The sequence below is a fragment of the Chromobacterium piscinae genome (assembly GCF_021129175.1).
GTDB classification, from domain to species: domain Bacteria; phylum Pseudomonadota; class Gammaproteobacteria; order Burkholderiales; family Chromobacteriaceae; genus Chromobacterium; species Chromobacterium piscinae.
Genome location: NZ_JAJOHV010000019.1, coordinates 1 through 18,810, shown reverse-complemented (window position 1 = coordinate 18,810; position 18,810 = coordinate 1). Strand labels below are relative to the sequence as shown.

Genomic DNA, 18,810 nt, shown 5'->3' with positions numbered 1-18,810 from the left:
ATTTTTGTTTGAATCTGACTGACGAAGAGGTTTTTTCCAATGTCCAAGAACGTTGTCGTGATTGGCACCCAGTGGGGTGACGAAGGCAAGGGCAAAATCGTTGACTGGCTGACCGACCACGCGCGTGCCGTTGTGCGCTTCCAAGGCGGCCACAACGCCGGCCACACCCTGTGGGTGAATGGCAAGAAAACCGTCGTGCGCCTGGTGCCGTCCGGCATTCTGCGTCCGGATGTCGAGTGCTTCATCGGCAACGGCGTGGTGCTGTCGCCCGAAGCGCTGCTGAAGGAGATCGACGAGCTGGAAGCCGCCGGCGTCAACGCTTCGGCCCGCCTGAAGATCGCCGAAGGCTGCCCGCTAATCCTGCCGTACCACATCGCGCTGGACCAGGCTCGCGAAGCCGCCAAGGGCGACGCCAAGATCGGCACCACCGGCCGCGGCATCGGCCCTTGCTACGAAGACAAGGTTGCCCGCCGCGCGCTGAAGGTGATCGACCTGTTCGATCCGGCCCGCTTCGAGACCAAGCTGAAGGAAAACGTAGACTACTACAACTTCCTGCTGACCAATCTGTTCAAGGCCGAGCCGGTAAGCTACGAAGCGATCCTGGCTGATACCATGAGGATGGCCGAACGCATCAAGCCGATGGTGGCCGACGTGTCCCGCACCCTATACGACCTGGACCAGGCCGGCACGCCCATCCTGTTCGAAGGCGCCCAGGGCACCCTGCTGGACATCGACCACGGCACCTACCCGTACGTGACCTCGTCCAACTGCGTGGCCGGCGCGGCCGCGCCGGGCGCTGGCGTGCCGCCGCAGATGCTGAACTACGTGCTGGGCATCGTGAAGGGCTACGCCACCCGCGTGGGCTCCGGTCCGTTCCCGACCGAGCAGGAAAACGAAATCGGCGCCTTCCTGGCCGAGCGCGGCAACGAGTTCGGTTCCGTTACCGGCCGTCCGCGCCGCTGCGGCTGGTTCGATGCCGCCGCGCTGAAGCGCTCGATCCAGATCAACGGCGTGTCCGGCCTATGCGTGATGAAGCTGGACGTGATGGACGGCCTGAAAGAGATCAAGCTGTGCACCGGCTACATGCTGGATGGCAAGCAGGTCGACATCCTGCCGTTTGGCTCCGACGCCGTCACCAAATGCGTGCCGGTGTACGAAACCCTGCCGGGCTGGACCGGCACCACCGTCGGCGTCAAGCGCTGGGAAGACCTGCCGGCCAACGCCCAGGCTTACCTGAAGCGCATCGAAGAGGTGTGCGGCGCCCCGGTCGACATCGTGTCCACCGGTCCGGACCGCGAAGAAACCATCGTGCTGCGCCACCCGTTCGGCCTGTAAGCCTCAGGCTTATGCCAGAGAAAAGCCCACCGCTTGCGGTGGGCTTTTTTGTAATTCATTCTTCATTTTTCCACATATTTGATGCAGGTTTGAGTTGGGGATAAAGAAATTTGGCCTATGCCAGTAAACTCGATCCGACATTGGCAGTTTGGACAAACCATGAATAGGCCCTGATCATCTTGACGGAATTCAGGGCCTTCAATCTTGCTTCGGTATGGGCCTGAAATCGGCTGTGTTTTATAGAGATCGTCGCCGCAACATGGGCAAGCGATGGGGGGAGTTTCCATGATTTCTCCTGCTTGTGTTAAAGCGTTGCCGAGTTAGGTGGGTTGCCACGGCGCCAACGCCAGCTCCGCGCGCAGCGGCTTGCCGCTTTGGCCGAACCAGCCGCCGCTCTCCAGCACTTGTCCCTGCTTGCCGAAAGCCGTCACGGTCAGTTTCGCCGCCGCGGGATCGACGTCCACACGGCAGAAATTGTCTTCCTGGGTGAAGTTCCAGGCGCGGTAGTCCATCCGGTGCGGCTTGCCGCCGGCGGAGAAGTCGAAGCCGTCTTCCTGTCCCTGCGCGCGGGAGTCGTGGACGAAGCCGGACGGGTCGCCGTCGGCGAAGGGGAAGGGCCAGTAGAAGGCCGAGGAGGTGATCGACAGCACGCGCAGCCGCTCGGCCTCGGCGGAACCGCTCAGGCTCAGCTCGGCGATATTGCTGCAATGGATGTCGCCGGACAGGAAGACCACGTTCTGCACCCGCTTCTCCACGATGAGCCGCAGCAGCGCGGCGCGGGTGGCGGGGAAGGCGGGCCAGGAGTCGGTGGCCTCGCACCAGCGGGCCCGGTCCGCGCCGCAGCCGGCGCGTCCGCTGCGGGCATCCATCGGATTGGGCGCGAACACGCTGGGGCTGATGATGAACTTGGGCGTGTCGCCCAGCTTGTCCTGGCAGTCGGTCAGCCAGGCCTGCAGCAGGTCGAGCTGGCTGGGCTCCTCGTCGGCCAGGCTGGGGCGGCCCAGCAGGTGGTTGTCGTCCAGATTGTCCGGCACGTCGTCCATATAGCGCTGGGTGCGCGAATCCATCGCGAAGAACGGGTAGCGGCCGCACTGGAACTGGTAGAACAGCCGCTGGCCGTAGCAGCTGGGGCCGTGCACCCACTGGTAGCTGCGGTAGGCGGCGATGGCCAGGTTGAACACGCGCCGGCTCTCGGCGCGGCGGACGCGGTCCTGGCTCCAGTTGTCCTCTATTTCGTGGTCGTCCAGGATCATGTAGGCCGGCAACTGGCGCAGCAGCCGGCGCATGTGGCGAGAGCCGAAGGCGCTGTGGTAGCGCTGCTGGAACTCCTCGAAGGTGTCGGCCAGCCCCAGCGGCACGTGGCGGTTGAGCATGTCGGCGTAGATCTGGTCGCCCACCATCAACAGCAGCCGGGCGGCGTCGCGCCCATCCTGCCCCTTGGCCTCCCGCAGCAGCGGCTCGAAGATGGCGTCGGATTGCTTGGTCTTCCACAGCAGGCCCGGATAGCGGCAGGAGCCGACGATGAAGCTCAGCCGGCCGGCGGGCGCGTCCGCCGCCGGGAACGTGCGGAAGCGGGCTTCGGACTCTTCCGCCGGCAGCGCCTCCAGATCGTCGAACCAGACTTCGGCGGCGGGCAGGCGTTTGGCCAGCTCGTCGTGGGACAGGCTGTCGTCTTCCGGCGCGGGGTCGTCCAGCAGCAGGGTGCCGACGCGGACGATGTAATCGGTGTCCGGGAGCAAGGGGACGGGGGCGCTGTCCGCCGGCTTCAGGCCCAGCTCCTCGCCCAGGGTGAAGGTGCCGGTGCGGTCGTACTCCCGCCGCAGCCGGAAATAATGGACGCGGCGCCGGCGCGGGCGGCGGCCGTTTTCCCAAACGATGGCGATCACGCCTATGGTGCGGCACTCGCCGTCTATGTCGGCGCCCTCGTCGCCGGCGGAGCCGCGTATCCAGATGCGCGCGCTGCTGGCGGTGGTGTGGCCGACGATGGGCCCGAGCTGGGCCGGTCTGAGTTTGCTCATGGGGGCTCCTGGGGCCGGACGCGGCGCGTCGGTCCCTTTCCTGATGCGGGTGCGTGGATGCGGCTGTTTTTATGATCTGCGCGGCGGCGTTGAGGCCGTCCGTGTTTGAAACATATGCCGGGAGCGGATGTTGTGGGGGAGCGTTTGGCGGGATTAAGTGGATGTACGGAGCTGGTCGCGGGAAAGGCTCAGTCCAAGTGCTGGAGGATGTTGACCAGCTTGCCCAGCGGGTCGCGGACGAAGAAGCGGCGCACGCCCCAGGGCTCCACCACCGGCCCGTATTCGATGGCGATGCCGGCGCTCTGCGCGCGCGCCAGCGCCTGCTCCAGATCGTCCACTTCGATCGACAGTTCCGGCACCGGGGTGCCGGAGCCGCCCTCGCTGGCGAAGCTGATTTGCGGCTGCATGGCGGCGTCGGATGCGTAAATGCGGATCCAGCCGTGGTCCATCACCATTTCCAGGCCCAGCACATCTTGGTAGAAGCGCTCCGCCGCGGCTGGCGTGGCGGTGGCGATATTGGCGACGATGCGCTGCACTTTCATCGCGCTCTCCCGGATATGGAATCGACTTGTTCAGCATAGCCGCAGCCCCGCCGCTGCGGCTCAGCTTTTGCCGCGGCCCGCCGGCTTGTAGCCGTCGTTCAGCGTTTTCAGGAAGGCCAGCATGTCGTCGATGTCGCGCTCGCTGAACATGGCTTTGCCACCCGCCTTGCCGCCGAACGGCGCTTCCATGTTGACGTTGGCCTGATAGCGCGCCGGCAGGTCGTCGAACTTGGCCACCTTGCCGTCTTTGCCCTTCGGATACCACTTGCCGGGGCGGGTGTCGCGTTCGGCGTAGAAGCGCAGCACCTGGCGCAGGTCATGGAAGGCGCCGTTGTGGAGGAAGGTTTTGCGGCGGGCCACGTTGCGCAGCGAAGGCGTGCGGAACAGGCCGCAGTAGTCGCCGCGGTTCTTGAAGTCGGTGCGCGCCGGGCCGCACAGGCCCAGATCGAAGTAATGGCGGTCGCGGTTGGCGGCCAGCTCCGGATTGCGCGGCGCGCCGACGGCGATGTGGCCGTAGTCGGTGAAGGCGGGGAAGGCGCCGCTCTCGCTGCGCTGGCTGATGTGGCAGGACGCGCAGTTGCCCTTGTCCGGATCGTTGAACGCCTTCAGCCCGCGCGCTTCTTTCGCGCTCAGCTTGGCCTGGCCGCGCAGGAAGGCGTCGTATTTGCTGTCGTAGGGATAAAACTCGCGCGGATTTTGCTGGAACACTTCCAGCGCCAGCGCGGCCTTGTCGAAGGCCTGGGCGGGATGGCTGAAGATGTCGCTGCCGAACAGTTTCTGGAAACGCGCGGCGGCGGCGGAGCGCCGCAGCTTGTCGACCACCGCGGCCGGCGTGCCGTTGGCCATCTCGTTGGCGGCCAGCAGCGGCAGCGAGGCCTGGGCATGGGCTGAGTCGGCGCGGCCGTCCCAGGTATAGCCGCCGGTGGGGCCAGCGTCTTCGCTGTCGTTGCCGTCGTTGTCGTGGAAGTGCTCGCTGAACGGCGGCACGCTTTGCAGATAGCGCAGGGAAGGCGCGGCGCGGGTGCCGGGCTGTTTACCATCCTTGCCGCCCAACTGAGCGGCCAATCCGTTCGGCGGGCCGTAGGCATGGGACGGACTGTGGCAGGTGGCGCAGGACATCCGGCCTGAGGCGGACAACGAACGGTCAAAGAACAGTTGGCGGCCTAGCTCCTCCAGCTGTTTGGCGCTGACCGGGCGCGGGCCGGGCGCGTAGCTGGCGCTCTGATAGGCGGGTTTGGCCGGAGCGGCAGCCTGGACGAGGCCGGCGCAGGCGAAGGCGATGGAGAGCAGAAGGCGTTGCATGATGGCGGTGTCGATTGCGGTGGCGGGACTGTACTTGGGGTTAATGACAAAAAGATGAAAATGGAAATACGGCATCTGTTCATACGAAAAATACTGACAGAATGTAAATGTAATGTAACATGCCGTCGCGATACTTCGCATTTTCCGTTAAACAGCAAGGAAATCCGTGATGCAACGTTTAGCCTGTGGCCTGGCGCTGACCCTGGTCGGCGCCGCTGTATTGAGCGCCTGCGGCAGCGGCGGCGGCTCTGCCTCCACCAGCGGGGTGGTGACCGGCAGTTACTTCCGCCACGCCAAGGTTTGCCTGGACCGCAACGGCAACGGCCGCTGCGACGCCGCCGAGCCCTCGGCCTATACCGACGACAATGGCGCGTTTCGCCTGAGCGGCCAGGGCGACGTGGTGGTGGAAGTGGGCACCGACGCCGTTCGGTACGACCCCGATACCCAGACCGCCGCGCCGGTGACTGAGCCCTTGGTGTTCCGCGCCCCGGCCGCCGCCAACGGCGTGGTCAGCTCGCTGTCTTCCGAGGTGGCCGATTTGATGGACGGAGGCATGGATCTTTCCAGCGCGCGCAGCGCGGTGGCCGCGCGGGTGGGGGTGCCGGCGGACAAGCTGCTGGGCGACCACAACAAGGAAAGCGATCCCGACGTCAAAGCCGCGCTGAAGGCGGCGATCAACCAGAACATCGACGCCATCGCCGGCGCGGTGAAGGAGGCGGGCGCCGGCGGCGACGTCAAGAGCAGCCTGCACCGGCGGATGGCGCTGTCTGACATCAAGAACGTGGTGGTGATTTACGCCGAGAACCGCGGCTTCGACAACCTGTACGGCCTGTTCCCCGGAGCCAACGGCATTCCCGGCGTCAATCCGTCATCCAGGGGCGGCTACGTCGCGCAGAAGGATTTCGACAACTCGACTCTACCGGCGCTGCCGCCGACCTGGGGCGGCCTGACCGCCGCTGGCCAGGCCGTGACGCTGAGCCAGGCGCAGACCATGGGCTTCGCCAATAAGCCGTTCCAGATCGACGATCCGAACGGCCTGAACGGCACCGGCGTGGCGGTGCCGCAATCGGTGGTGACTCGCGACCTGGTCCACCGCTTCTACAATAACCAGATGCAGATCAATGGCGGCGCTAACGACAAGTTCGCCGCTTATTCCGACGCCGGCGGCCTGACCATGGGCTATTACGACGGCAGCAAGATGGCGATGTGGAAGCTGGCCCAGCAATACACGCTGGCCGACAACTTCTTCATGGGCGCTTTCGGCGGCTCCTTCCTCAATCACCAGTATCTGGTTTGCGCCTGCGCGCCGCAGTATCCGAATGCCGATGCTTCGCCGGCCAAGGGCAGCATCTCTGCGATCGATACCGACGGCAAGGGCAATTTCGTGCGGCTGACGCCGGCGGCCAATACGCCGGCGTCCGTGCTCTCCGGCGCGGCCAAGTATCTGAACGACAATAATTTGACGCCCAAGGACGCGGCCGGCATGTACTATGCGGTCAACACCATGCAGCCGGCTTTCCAGCCCAGCGGCAACGCGCCGGCTTCCGGCGACGCCAGCGGTCTTTACGCCGATCCGGCCAAGGCCAATACCTTGCCGGCGCAGACTCAGGCGACCATCGCCGACCGCCTGGACGCGAAGCAGATCAGCTGGGCCTGGTATGCCGGCGGCTGGGCGCAGGCCACGTCAGACCGCAGCAAGATCTACAACGGCGGCGTGCCCAATTTCCAGGCTCACCATCAGCCGTTCAACTACTATGCCAGTTTCGATTCGTCCAAACAGGCGGCCTATCGCGGCCAGCACCTGAAGGATTTCGATCAGGATTTCCTGAGCGCCGCAGCCGCGGGAGCGCTGCCGCAAGTGGCTTTCTACAAGCCGCAGGGCAACTTGAACCAGCACGCCGGCTACGCCAGCGTGGCGGACGGCGACGCCCACATCGCCTCGGTGATCGCCAAGCTGCAGCAAAGCCCGCAGTGGAAGAACATGCTGGTGGTCGTCACCTATGACGAAAACGGCGGTTTCTACGACCACGCGGCGGTGCCCAAGGGCGACCGCTGGGGGCCGGGCACCCGCATTCCGGCTATTCTGATCTCGCCGTTCGCCAAGAAGGGCTATGTCGATCACACCCAGTACGACACAGCCTCCATCCTGCGCTTCCTGACCCGCCGCTTCGGCCTGCAGCCATTGCCGGGCGTGGCGGAGCGCGATGTCGCGCTGGTGAAAAACGGCGGCAAGCCGATGGGCGACTTCACCTCGGCGCTGACCTTCAACTAAGCCGCTACACTCTGAAAGCTGCCGGGCCGCCCGCTTTGTCGGGCGGCTTTTTGTTAGCGTTCATGACATTCGGTACGCTGATGGCTGCGGAGTGATAAACTGAAACGCTTCTCGCTCATATCTTTTTGTCATGCAGTTGAAAATCGCTCCCGGCATGCTGACGCCGCTCATCGTCGCCACGGCGTTGTTCATGGAGAACATGGACGCCACCGTGATCTCAACCTCGCTGCCGGTGATCGCGCAGGATTTGGGCGTGGACCCGATCTCGCTGAAGCTGGCGCTGACATCCTATCTGGTCAGCCTGGCGGTATTCATCCCCATCAGCGGCTGGATGGCCGACCGCTTCGGCGCCCGCCGCATTTTCCGCTCCGCCATCCTGGTGTTCATGTTGGGTTCGCTGTTGTGCGCGATGACCGGCAGCCTGCACGGCTTTGTTCTGGCGCGCTTCCTGCAGGGCATAGGCGGGGCGATGATGGTGCCGGTGGGGCGGCTGGTGATCTTGCGCACCATAGACAAGGCGGATCTGGTGCGGGCGCTCAGCTATCTGACCGTGCCGGCGTTGTTGGGGCCGGTGATCGGCCCGCCGCTGGGCGGGTTCATCAGCACTTACTTCCACTGGCGCTGGATCTTCCTGATCAATATCCCGATCGGCCTGCTGGGCCTAGCCCTGGCCGGGCGCTTCATCGCCAATCTGAAAGAGGATGAAGTGCCCAGGCTGGACTGGTGGGGCTTCTTGCTCACCGGCGCCGGCCTGTCGATGCTGATGCTGGGCCTGGCCACCGAAGGCAAGCACATGCTGTCGGCCACGGCATCCATCTGGCTGAGCCTGCTTGGCGCCGCGCTGTTGCTGATCTACCTGCGGCATTACCGCCGACAGACGCATCCGTTATTGGACCTGTCGCTGCTCAGGCTGTCCACGTTCCATGCCGGCGTGGCCGGGGGCTTCGTGTTTCGGGTCGGCATCGGCACCATTCCCTTCCTGCTGCCCCTGATGCTGCAACTGGGCTTCGGCTTTTCTCCGTTCGAGTCAGGCCTACTGACCTGCTCCACCGCGATGGGCGCGATCGGGATGAAGACCATTGTCTCCAAGGTGTTGCAGCGGTTCGGCTTCCGGCGGGTGCTGGTGGTGAACAGCATTCTGGCGGGATGTTCGGTGGCGGTGTACTCGCTGTTTCAGGCGGACACGCCGCATTGGCTGCTGCTGTTGGTGTTCGTGCTGGGAGGTTGCTTGCGTTCGCTGCAGTTCACTAGCTTGAACGCGATCACTTTCGCCGATGTCGACAAGGAGCGGCTTAGCCACGCCACCAGCTTGTCCAGCGTGGCGCAGCAACTGGCTGCCGGCTTCGGCGTGACGGTGGGCGCGTTCGCGTTGCAGGGCGCTGCCTGGATGCAGGGCCATCAACAGCTGACCGCCGCTGATTTCGGCCATGCTTTCCTGTTCATGGGCGGCCTGACCATATTGTCCAGCCTGCAGTTTTTGAAGTTGAAGCCGGATGCGGGACGGCAGGTGTCGGGCGGGCATGAGTGACAGCCGTCCGGGCGTGCGCCCGGAACGGCCGCTTGCCTGAGGTTAGCTTGGATTGGATGCTTCCCGGCCGAAGGCCCAGGTATCGCGCTCGCCGAACTCCAGCCAGCATTCGCCAGCCGCCCTGGCTTCCTGGCCGTAGGCGCGCAGCCGGTTTTCTCGCTGTTGCAGCAGGTATTCCCAGCGGTCGCCCAGATACATCGAGGCGAGTAGCCTGGCCGGCAGGCGGTTGTGGCCGGGCTCGTCGCGCACGCGCAGCCGCTCCAGCCGGATCACCGCCTGCGCTTGGCTTCCCGCCGGCAAAGGCTGGCGGGCGGTGGCCCTCAGCTGCCAGCCGTCGCCGTTCAGGATGACGCTATCGCCTTCGCTGGCGGCGACGGTGGCGCTCAGGGTGTTGTTGGCGCCCATGAACTGCGCGCTATACAGGCTGGCAGGCTGGGAGTAGAGCTCGGTCGGCGTGCCGGCTTGTTCGATGCGGCCGTGTTTGAGCAGCAGAATGCGGTCGGACATCGCCATCGCTTCGCCCTGGTCATGGGTGACGCACAACGCGGACAGTTTCAGCTCTATGATCAGTTCGCGCAGCCAGGCGCGGGCTTCCTCGCGCAGTTTGGCGTCCAGATTGGACAGCGGCTCGTCCAGCAGAATGACCGGCGGGTTGTACACCAGGGCGCGGGCGATGGCGACCCGCTGCTGTTGGCCGCCGGATAGCTGATGGGGGTAGCGCTGGCCCAGCGCGCCCAGGCCCAATTGCTCCAGCACCTGTCCCACGCGGTCGGCTATCTCTTTTTGCCCGGTCTTGCGCAGCTTGAGGCCGTAGCCGACGTTTTCCGCCACCGTGCGGTGGGGCCACAGCGCGTAAGACTGGAACACCAGGCCCAGCGAGCGGTTCTCCACCGGCAGGTTGTGGCCGGCGTCGCTGTCGTACAGGGTTTGCTCATTGAGGCGGATAGCGCCGGCGGAAGGCTGCTCCAGCCCGGCGATGGCCCGCAGCAGCGTGGTCTTGCCGCTGCCGGAAGCGCCCAGCAGCGAGACGACTTCTCCGGCATTGAGGGCGAAGGACACGCCTTTGAGGATGGGCGTGGCGTCATAGCTGAGAAATAGGTTGTCGACGATGAGCTTAGTCATGCAGTTTCACTCCCAGGCGCAGCGCCACGGCCAAGCCGGCGCCCACCATCAGAATATTGATCACGGACAGCGCGGCCACCTGGTCCACCGCGCCCGTGGCCCACAGCGATACCAGCAGCGAGCCGATGACTTCGGTGCCGGGGGACAGCAGGTAGACGGCGGTGGAGTATTCGCGCTCGAAAATCATGAAGATCAGCAGCCAGCTGGAAATCAGGCCGAAGCGGATCAGAGGCAGGGTGACGTCCAGGCTGGCGCGGCGCGGGCTGGCGCCGACGCTGCGGGCGGCTTCTTCCAATTCCGGCCCCACCTGCAGCAGCGCGCTTTGCACCAGCCGCATGCCGTAGGCCAGCCAGACCACGGTGTAGGCCAGCCAGATCGAAAACATGCTGTTTTTCGCGCCCTGCAGACCGGGGACGAACAAAAACACCCATAGAAAGGCGAGGCCGGCCAGGATGCCGGGCACCGCGCGCGGCAGCAGCACCAGATAGTCCAGCAGGCGGCTGCCCCAATCATGGCGGCGATGGCCGGCGAAGCCCACCAGCGTGTAGAAGCCCACCGCCAGCGCGCCGCCTATCACGCCTACGCCCAGGGTGTTGACGATGGCGCGCACGATGCTGTCTTCCTCGAACAGTAGCGAGAAGTGTTCCAGCGTCAACGCCTCGGCCAGAGAAACGCCTTCCCCCCAATGGCTGACCACCGAGCGTAGCGCGATGCCGGAAATAGGCACCGTAACGGTCAGCAGCAGCCACAGCAGCACGATGGCGACGGCGGGATAGCGCCAGGCGCCCAGCGACAGCGCATGCTGGCGACCGGCCTTGCCCTTCACTGTGACGAAACGGTTGGCGCTGCGCAGCAAGCGCCGTTGCAACAGCACCAGTGGAAAGGTGATGGCGATCAGGCAGACCGCCACCGCGGCCATCAGGTGATAGGAGGGAATGCCCAGCTTGTTGGTGAGCTTGTAGAGATAGGTGGCCAGCACCAGATGGCCTTCCGGATCGCCCAGCACTAGCGGCAGGCCGAAGATCTCAAAGCCGAGAAACAGCACCAGCACGCCGGAAAACAGCAGCGAGGGCATGATCATCGGCAGGCTGACGTCGCGCGCCACCCGGAACGGGCTGGCCCCGGCCACGCGCGCCGCTTCTTCCACGTCCGATCCCAGATTGCGCAGGGCGGCGGAAGCGTAGAGATAGATGTGCGGCACATGGGTGAGGCCGGCGATGACGGTGATGCTGGTCAGCGAATAGATGCTCCACGGCAACTCGTCCCAGCCGAACAGCTGCTTGAGCCACAGCGAGTAGAAACCCACTGGGCCGGCGGCCACCACGTAGCCGAAGGCCAGCACCATGGGCGAAACGAATACCGGCGTCAGCAGCAGCGGCTCCAGCCAGCGGCGGCCGGGCAGGTCGGTGCGGACCATCAAAAAGGCGAGCGCGCCGCCCAGAGGTATGGCGATCAGCGCCATGCCGACGGCGATGGCTACCGAGTTCTTCAGCGCGGACCAGAAGTCCGGGTCGGCGAAAATGAAGCGGTAGGCCCCCAGCCCCAGGCTTTTGTCCTCCATGAAAAAGGGCTGGTTGAGCAGGCTCTGGTACAGCACCAGCGACAGCGGCGTCATGACGGCCAGCGCGACGCAGGCGATGGTCAGATTGCGCCAGCAGAAGTGCAGGGCCAATTGGCGGCCGGGCGCGGTTGGCGGCGCCGACGGCGATGCCGCGGCGGTGGAGGAGGTATGCATTGCGTGGACTCCGGAATGTGGGCTGCCGGCGCGCAGACGATGCGGCGCGCGGGACGGAGTGCGGCGGCCCGGCCTAGGCGGCCGGGCGGCGGCTCAGTTCTTCAGCGATTGCTGCCAGTTGCGCATGAAGTCCAGCCGCTTGGCCTGGTCCAGGTAAACCAGCAGGCCGGGGCCAATCTGGATGGGCTTGATGCTGCTGCCCAATTGCTGGTTCAGCGCGGACAGGGAGGCCGCGCCGCCGACGTCGGACCGCAGCGAGAACAGGTCGGCCTGGTTGGCGAGAATGTCCTGGCCGCGTTTGGACAGCAGGTAGTCCAGCCATAGTCGGGCGGCGCTGGGGTTTCTGGCTTTCTTGGAGACGATGGCCAGCCGGCTGGCGACCTGGGTGTAGTCCTTGGGATAGACGTAGCCGATGGATGGGTCCTTCTTGGCCTTGGCGAAAGCGTAGGAGCCGAGGATGTTGTAGCCGATCAGATTCTCGCCGGAGGAGATGCGCTCCATCATCGCGCCGGTGGATGTCTGCAGCTTGACGCCGGATTGGCCCAGCGCGCGCACCAGGTTCCATACGTCTTGTTGGCTGTAGCGGTAGTCCTGGGTCAGAAAGTTGAAGCCGACGCCGGAGCGCTCGATGTCATAGGTGGTGACCTTGCCTTTGAAGCGCGAGGGATTGGCCTTCAGGATGCGGATCAGGTCGGCGCGGGTCTGCGGAATTTCTTCAGGCTTGAGCAGGCGCTTGTTGTAGACGATGGCCACCGGCTCGTAGGTGGTGGCGTAGGCCTGCTGCTGGTAGTGGGCCCACTTGGGCAGATTGGGTGTCTCGGGCGAGGCGTAGCTGGCGGCGTAGCCATCGTTGACCAGCTTCACCTGCAGGTCCATCGCAGAGCTCCACACCAGGTCGGCGCTGGCGCTGTTGGCCGCGTTTTCGCTGATGAAGCGGTTGTAGATCTCGGTGGTGTTCATGTCGTGGTATTCCACCTTCACCGCCGGATACAGCGACTGAAAGTCCTTGAGCAGCGGCCGGGCGACGGCGCTGTCGGTGGCGGAATAGATGATCAGCTTACCTTCCTTGGCCGCGGCGGCCTCCAGATTCTGATAGCTGGACGGATAGTGCGCCGGCGCCGCCCAGGCGGAGCCGCTTAACGCCGCGGCGCAGAGTGATAGTTTCAGCTTGCCTTGCATGATGCCTTCTCCTGTAGGAGCCCTGTCCGGACTCGTCTTGTTTCCGCCGCTCTATTGGCTGCGGTCTGGCAAGCATGGTATTAGAGTAAACCTTTCAATCCGCTTTCAGCTTGGCAAGTCATGCGCATTCTCCTGGTGGAAGACAATCTGGCTCTGGCCGAATCCCTGCTCAAAGCCCTGACGCAGGCGGGTTTCGCCGTCGACGCGATGCATGACGGCCAGGACGCCGACCATGTGCTGCATACCCAGGACTACGCGCTGGTGATCCTGGATCTGGCCCTGCCCAGGCTGGATGGCTGGGAAGTGCTCAGGCGTTTGCGGGCCCGCCGCAAGTCGGTGCCGGTGCTGATCCTGACCGCGCACGGATCGGTGGAGGACCGGGTGCGGGGGCTGGACATGGGCGCGGACGACTACCTGTCCAAACCGTTCGATCTGGTGGAGCTGGAGGCCAGGGTGAGGGCGCTGATACGCCGCAGCCATGGCCATGACCACAATCTGCTGGCGGTGGGCGGCTTGAGCTATGACGGCGGCAGCCGCGTGTTCACGCTGGCGGGCCAGGCCTTGAAACTGACTCCGCGCGAGCACGCGGTGCTGGAGCTGCTGATGCTGCAGGGCGGGAAGGCCATCAGCAAGGATGCGCTGTCCGAGCGCATTTTCGGCCTGGATGAATCCGGCAGCGCGGAAGCTATGGAAATCTACGTGCATCGGCTGCGCAAGAAGTTGGCGCACGGCGACGTCGGCATCGTCACCTTGAGGGGGCTGGGCTATCTGCTGGCGCGGACGGATGGCGGCCATGGCTAGCGGCCAGGCTTGGCGGCGTCCGGACAGCCTGCGGCTGCGCTTGTTGTGGGGGCTGTTGCTGCCCCTGCTGCTATTGCTGTCGCTGGACGCCTATCTGACCTATCGACGCAGTCTGGCCGGCGCCAACGCGGCATTCGACCGCATGCTGCACACTTCGGCCCGAGCCATCGCCAACGGCATCAGCAGCCACAGCGGAGAAATCCGGGTGGACATCCCGTATTTCGCCTTGCAGATGTTCGAAAGCAATGCCGCTGGCAAGGTGTTTTACCGGGTCAGCGATGAAAAGGGCAGGGTGTTGACCGGTTACGAGGATTTGCCGGCGCCGGCCAGAAAAGGCGCGGGCGCGCCGGCGCTGCAGTTTTCCGACGCCGACTATCTGGGCGAGGAGGTGCGCCTGGTCAGCCTGCGGCAAACGGTGCGGGACATGCTCACGCTGCGGGATCAGGATGTCTGGGTGCAGGTGGCGGAAACGCCGGAATCGCGGCAGGAGCTGGCGCGCAGTCTGTTGCTGGGCTCTTTGCTGCAGGAAATCCTGCTGGTGTTGACGCTGCTGCTGATCGTCTCGCTGGCGGTAAGCCGGGGTCTGCGGCCCTTGCGGCGTTTATCGGCCGAGGTGGCGTCGAGAAACGAAGACGATCTGGAGCCTCTGCCCAAGGCGGGGTTGCCCAGCGAGCTGGCGCCGCTGGTGGACGCGCTCAATCTGCACGGCGAGCGGCTGCAGCGTTTGTTCGCCGCCCGCCGCCGCTTCATCGACGACGCCGCTCATCAGCTGAAGACGCCGCTGGCTGTGATGCAGACCCAGGCGGAACTGGCTTTGCGCGAGGAGGAGCCTGGCGAACAGCGGTGGCAACTTCGTCGGTTGCTGGCCGGCCTGCGCCAGGCGGGGCACATGGTCGCGCAGTTGCTGCAGATGTCGCGGCTGGAGCCGGACAACGGCCAGCCCATCGAGCTGGAAAGGGTGGACGCGGCGGCGCTGGCGCGCGAGGTGGCGCTGGAGTGGGCCGCCGCCGCTCATGAGCGCGGAGCGGACCTGGGATACGAGGGCGAGGACAGTGTTTCGGTTCGCGGCAATCGCGCCCTGTTGCGCGAGTTGCTGAACAATCTGCTGGACAACGCCTTGCGTTACGCAGGAGAAGGGGCGGTGGTGACGGTGGAGGTGCGGGATGGACCGCATGCCTGCCTGGAAGTGAGGGACAGCGGTCCAGGCATTCCGGAAGCGGAGCGGGAAAAGGTGCTGCTGCGATTTTATCGCTTAGCAGGAGAGAGGCGCGAAGGCAGCGGATTGGGGCTGGCCATCGTCAGGGAGATCGCGGGCCGGCATGGCGCGCGCTTGTCGCTGGATCAGGCGATGGAGGGCGGATTGCGAGTGGGCGTGCATTTTCCCGAGTGCTGAAAAACGAAAACCCCATTGCCGAAGCAATGGGGTTTCGTCGAATTTGGTGCCCAAGAGAAGACTCGAACTTCCACACCCTTGCGGGCGCTAGGACCTGAACCTAGTGCGTCTACCAATTCCGCCACCTGGGCAAAACTCTAAATTGTACCGCTGCTGAAAATCTGGAACTGGAAGCACCAAATTTTGAATATCTGGTGCCCAGGAGAAGACTCGAACTTCCACACCCTTGCGGGCGCTAGGACCTGAACCTAGTGCGTCTACCAATTCCGCCACCTGGGCATTTGTTTCGCGATGCTTTAATTAATCTGTATTGGTGCCCAAGAGAAGACTCGAACTTCCACACCCTTGCGGGCGCTAGGACCTGAACCTAGTGCGTCTACCAATTCCGCCACCTGGGCCAACCAGATTTTCATGATGCCAGCTTAGCGACGGGCTTACAATAGTAAGATTGGTGCCCAAGAGAAGACTCGAACTTCCACACCCTTGCGGGCGCTAGGACCTGAACCTAGTGCGTCTACCAATTCCGCCACCTGGGCGTCGCTTTGCGGTATCATTCTGTTGCATCGCTGCAACGAGAAGCGAATTATAGACATAATTCTGAGGGTGTCAATGGCTCAAACCTCAAAAAAGCAAAAAAGTCCTTCCCTCCGCGAACAGGATCCGTTCCTCGAGAGGGAAAAACTCAAATATTCCAATCCCTTGCCCAGTCGCGAGTTCATCATGCAGATTCTCGCCGAGCAGGGGGTGCCGTTATTCCCGGATGAATTAGGCGGCATGCTGTCGATTCACGGCGACGAATCATCCTTCTTTGAACGCCGTCTGCGCGCGATGGAGCGCGATGGCGAGATCATCATTAACCGCAAAGGCGCGGTTTGCGTCGCCCAGAAGCTCGATCTGATTCGCTGCAAGGTTTCCGGCCATCGAGATGGTTTCGGCTTCGCCATGCCCGACGAGGGCGAAGGCAAGGGCAGCGACATCTTCCTGCCCGAGCGCGAAATGAAGAAGGTGATGCACGGCGACCGCGTGATGGTGCGTCCATCCGGCGTGGACCGCCGCGGCCGGCAGGAAGGCCGGATTGTCGAAGTGCTGGAACACGCGGTGACCAAGCTGGTCGGCCGCATCCAGCATGAGCGCGGCGTGTGGGTGGTGCGGCCGGAAGACCGCCGCATCAACCACGACATCCTGATCGAACCGGGCGGCGACGCCGGCGCCAAGGATGGCCAGGTGGTGATGGTGGACATTCTGCAGCAGCCGGACGCCCGTCATCAGCCGGTCGGCAAGGTGGCCGAGGTGCTGGGGAACTACGCCGATCCGGGAATGGAGATCGAGATCGCGCTGCGCAAGCACGCGCTGCCGCACCGTTTCCCGGATGACGCGCTGGCTCAGGCCAAGGAAACGCCGAAGAAGGTGCGCAAGAAAGACTGGACCAAGGATCGCGTCGATCTGCGCGAACTGCCGCTGGTGACGATAGACGGAGAAACCGCGCGCGATTTCGACGACGCGGTATATGCCGAGAAGCAGGGCAAGGGCTACCGCCTGGTGGTGGCGATCGCCGACGTCAGCTTCTATGTGCAGCCGGGCGACGCACTGGACAAAGAGGCGCTGGATCGCGGCACCTCGGTCTATTTCCCGCGCCGGGTGATCCCGATGCTGCCGGAGGCGCTGTCCAATGGCATCTGCTCGCTGAATCCAGACGTCGAGCGCATGTGCATGGTCTGTGACATGCAGATCAATGCCAAAGGCGAGGTCAAGAAGTACAAGTTCTATCCGGCGGTAATGCAGTCCAAGGCCCGCCTCACCTACAACCAGGTGTGGGATTGGCTGCAGAACGGCACCGACCATCCCATGCTGCCGCATGTGAAGGATCTGTACGCGCTGTTCAAGATCCTGCTGGCCGCCCGCTCCAAACGCGGCGCCATCGAGTTCGACTCGGTGGAAACGCAGATGATCTTCAATGACCTGGGCAAGATCGAGCGCATTGTGCCCATCGTGCGCAACGATGCGCATCGCTTGATCGAAGAGTGCATGCTGGCGGCTAACGTTTGCTCCGCCGATTTCCTGCAGAAAAACGGCCATAAGGCGCTGTACCGCGTCCATGAGGGGCCGACTGAGGAAAAACTGGAAAACCTGCGCACCTATCTGCGGCTGGTCGGCCTTGTTCTGGGCGGCGGCGACAAGCCCTCCGCCAAGGATTACGGCAAGCTGGCCGAGCAGATCCACGGTCGCCCGGACGCGCCGGTGCTGCAGACCATGTTGCTGCGTTCGATGCAGCAGGCGGTCTATACCCCGGACAACCACGGCCACTTCGGCTTGGCTTACGAAGCCTATACCCATTTCACCTCGCCTATCCGCCGCTATCCGGATCTGCTGGTCCATCGGGCGATCAAGGCGGTGTTGAAGGGCGGCAAGTACAAGCCGGGCAAGTGGGCGCAGCTCGGCGTGCACTGTTCGATGACCGAGCGGCGCGCCGACGACGCCAGCCGGGACGTCGAGTCCTGGCTCAAAACCTACTATATGCGCGACAAGGTCGGCGAGATCTTCCAAGGCAAGATCAGCGCGGTCACCAGCTTCGGCGTATTCGTGTTGCTGGACGATGTGTATGTGGAGGGGCTGGTGCACATCTCCGAACTGGGCAAGGACTACTTCCATTTCAAGAAGGATGTGCAAGCCATCGTCGGCGAGAAGAGCGGCGTTCAGTACCGGCTTGGCGATGTGCTGACCGTCAAGGTGATGGGCGCCAATCTGGAAAGCTCGCAGGTGGATTTCGCGCTGATCAAGGACTCTCCGGCGGCGCAAGAAGCGGCCGAGGGCGCTGTCGAGAAGCGGGGGGGTGCCCGCTCCAGCCGCCGTCGTCGCGGAGGAAAAGCCGAAGGAAGCGCAGGGTCGCATGCTGCTGCGGCGCCGGCGAGTAGCGAGCAGCCTGAATCGAAGCCGGCCGGTTTGCCGCGGGCACCGGCGGGACGCAGGCGTACTGCCCAGCCAACCGGAGAGGGGAAGGCTGCTCCTGTGTCGGGGGTAGGTCAGGCAGCCCAGCCCGCGGAAGGCAAGGCGCCAGCTTCAAAAACCGAGAGCGCGGTGCCTGAGGCGAGCATCCCAGCAGCCAAGCCGGTGGGCCTGCCAGCCGCGCCAAAAGGGCGCACCCGCTCGGCCAAGCCGGCGGAGGGCCAGGCGCCGGCAACAAAAGCCGAAGGAGTGGCCTCCAAGCCCGCAAACGCGCCGGCAGCTCCGAAGGGACGAGTCCGTTCCGCCAAGCCTGCCGAAGAAAAGCCGACAGGCGCTTCGGCTCCAAAGGCTTCTCCGGCTGCAGCCAAGCCGCCGGTCCGTCGTCAGGTGGCGACGGGCAGCCAGGATGCTCCGCCGGCGGCCGCGCCGACTCAAGGTCCATCTCAAACGCAGCCGGCGGCGCGCAAGCGCGGCAGCGGCAGGAGCAATGCCAAGAAGCGTGCTGGCGAGGAGTGATCAGCTGTTATCTATATTAATAGGTATAAGCAAACCGGCTCGAATCCGTGATTCGAGCCGGTTTTGTTTGGCGGCGACAGCTCTGGCATGTTGCTCAGGGAGAGGCGTTTTGCGTTTTCATGAA

The 18,810-nt window shown here is 64.2% G+C and carries 12 protein-coding genes, 4 tRNA genes and 1 pseudogene; 6 read left to right on the top strand and 11 right to left on the bottom strand.

Annotated features, from left to right (window positions below; translation table 11 throughout):
• Positions 1-39: 39 nt before the first annotated feature.
• Positions 40-1,335, top strand: coding sequence for an adenylosuccinate synthase (locus LQR33_RS05695; protein ID WP_104947878.1), 1,296 nt, complete (start codon positions 40-42; stop codon positions 1,333-1,335).
• A gap of 62 nt (positions 1,336-1,397) precedes the next feature.
• Here the strand turns inward: LQR33_RS05695 and LQR33_RS05690 are convergent, their stop codons facing one another.
• The 4 genes from LQR33_RS05690 to LQR33_RS05675 all read right to left on the bottom strand — a co-directional run bounded on the left by LQR33_RS05690 (position 1,398) and on the right by LQR33_RS05675 (position 5,197).
• Positions 1,398-1,622 carry a hypothetical protein gene (locus LQR33_RS05690; protein ID WP_231467918.1) on the bottom strand — a complete coding sequence of 75 codons (225 nt, stop codon included), beginning with the start codon at positions 1,620-1,622 and terminating at the stop codon, positions 1,398-1,400.
• Positions 1,623-1,655: 33 nt separating this feature from the next.
• Entirely contained in the window at positions 1,656-3,353 is a 1,698-nt protein-coding gene (locus LQR33_RS05685; protein ID WP_231467916.1) for an alkaline phosphatase D family protein, read from the bottom strand.
• A 188-nt stretch (positions 3,354-3,541) separates the two neighbouring features.
• Positions 3,542-3,895 (bottom strand): VOC family protein, encoded by a 354-nt coding sequence (locus LQR33_RS05680; protein WP_166440078.1) that lies wholly within the window; start codon positions 3,893-3,895, stop codon positions 3,542-3,544.
• Between the two features lie 60 nt (positions 3,896-3,955).
• Positions 3,956-5,197 (bottom strand): cytochrome-c peroxidase, encoded by a 1,242-nt coding sequence (locus LQR33_RS05675; RefSeq protein ID WP_231177124.1) that lies wholly within the window; start codon positions 5,195-5,197, stop codon positions 3,956-3,958.
• A gap of 169 nt (positions 5,198-5,366) precedes the next feature.
• Between LQR33_RS05675 and LQR33_RS05670 the strand changes: the two genes are divergently transcribed.
• Both LQR33_RS05670 and LQR33_RS05665 read left to right on the top strand, forming a co-directional pair.
• Entirely contained in the window at positions 5,367-7,469 is a 2,103-nt protein-coding gene (locus tag LQR33_RS05670) for an acid phosphatase (protein WP_221666282.1), read from the top strand.
• A 130-nt stretch (positions 7,470-7,599) separates the two neighbouring features.
• Complete coding sequence (locus LQR33_RS05665; protein ID WP_231467914.1) at positions 7,600-8,997, top strand: DHA2 family efflux MFS transporter permease subunit; 1,398 nt, start codon at positions 7,600-7,602, stop codon at positions 8,995-8,997.
• Between the two features lie 42 nt (positions 8,998-9,039).
• Here the strand turns inward: LQR33_RS05665 and LQR33_RS05660 are convergent, their stop codons facing one another.
• The 3 genes from LQR33_RS05660 to LQR33_RS05650 form a co-directional block, all read right to left on the bottom strand.
• Positions 9,040-10,119, bottom strand: coding sequence for an ABC transporter ATP-binding protein (locus LQR33_RS05660; RefSeq protein WP_231467912.1), 1,080 nt, complete (start codon positions 10,117-10,119; stop codon positions 9,040-9,042).
• The gene (locus LQR33_RS05655) at positions 10,112-11,854 is read right to left on the bottom strand and encodes an ABC transporter permease (protein ID WP_231467910.1); all 1,743 of its coding nucleotides are present in this window, start codon (positions 11,852-11,854) and stop codon (positions 10,112-10,114) included. The genes LQR33_RS05660 and LQR33_RS05655 overlap by 8 nt, the downstream gene beginning before the upstream one ends.
• A 93-nt stretch (positions 11,855-11,947) precedes the next feature.
• Entirely contained in the window at positions 11,948-13,033 is a 1,086-nt protein-coding gene (locus tag LQR33_RS05650; RefSeq protein ID WP_231177118.1) for an ABC transporter substrate-binding protein, read from the bottom strand.
• A gap of 120 nt (positions 13,034-13,153) precedes the next feature.
• Between LQR33_RS05650 and LQR33_RS05645 the strand changes: the two genes are divergently transcribed.
• A complete protein-coding gene (locus LQR33_RS05645; protein ID WP_166440072.1) occupies positions 13,154-13,834 on the top strand; it encodes a response regulator in 681 nt (226 codons plus the stop codon).
• On the top strand, positions 13,827-15,227 hold the full coding sequence (locus LQR33_RS24185) for a sensor histidine kinase (protein ID WP_269326209.1): 1,401 nt from the start codon (positions 13,827-13,829) through the stop codon (positions 15,225-15,227). The genes LQR33_RS05645 and LQR33_RS24185 overlap by 8 nt, the downstream gene beginning before the upstream one ends.
• A 44-nt stretch (positions 15,228-15,271) precedes the next feature.
• Here LQR33_RS24185 and LQR33_RS05630 read toward each other — a convergent pair.
• From LQR33_RS05630 to LQR33_RS05615, 4 genes are all read right to left on the bottom strand, one after another.
• Positions 15,272-15,358 (bottom strand) — tRNA-Leu (locus LQR33_RS05630).
• A gap of 61 nt (positions 15,359-15,419) precedes the next feature.
• Positions 15,420-15,506, bottom strand: a tRNA-Leu gene (locus LQR33_RS05625).
• Positions 15,507-15,538: 32 nt separating this feature from the next.
• Positions 15,539-15,625, bottom strand: a tRNA-Leu gene (locus LQR33_RS05620).
• A gap of 51 nt (positions 15,626-15,676) precedes the next feature.
• Positions 15,677-15,763, bottom strand: a tRNA-Leu gene (locus LQR33_RS05615).
• Positions 15,764-15,836: 73 nt separating this feature from the next.
• On the opposite strand from LQR33_RS05615, the pseudogene rnr reads away from it, so the two are divergent.
• Positions 15,837-18,302, top strand: a pseudogene (gene rnr / locus LQR33_RS05610) (ribonuclease R); the annotation flags it as partial.
• Positions 18,303-18,810 lie beyond the last annotated feature (508 nt).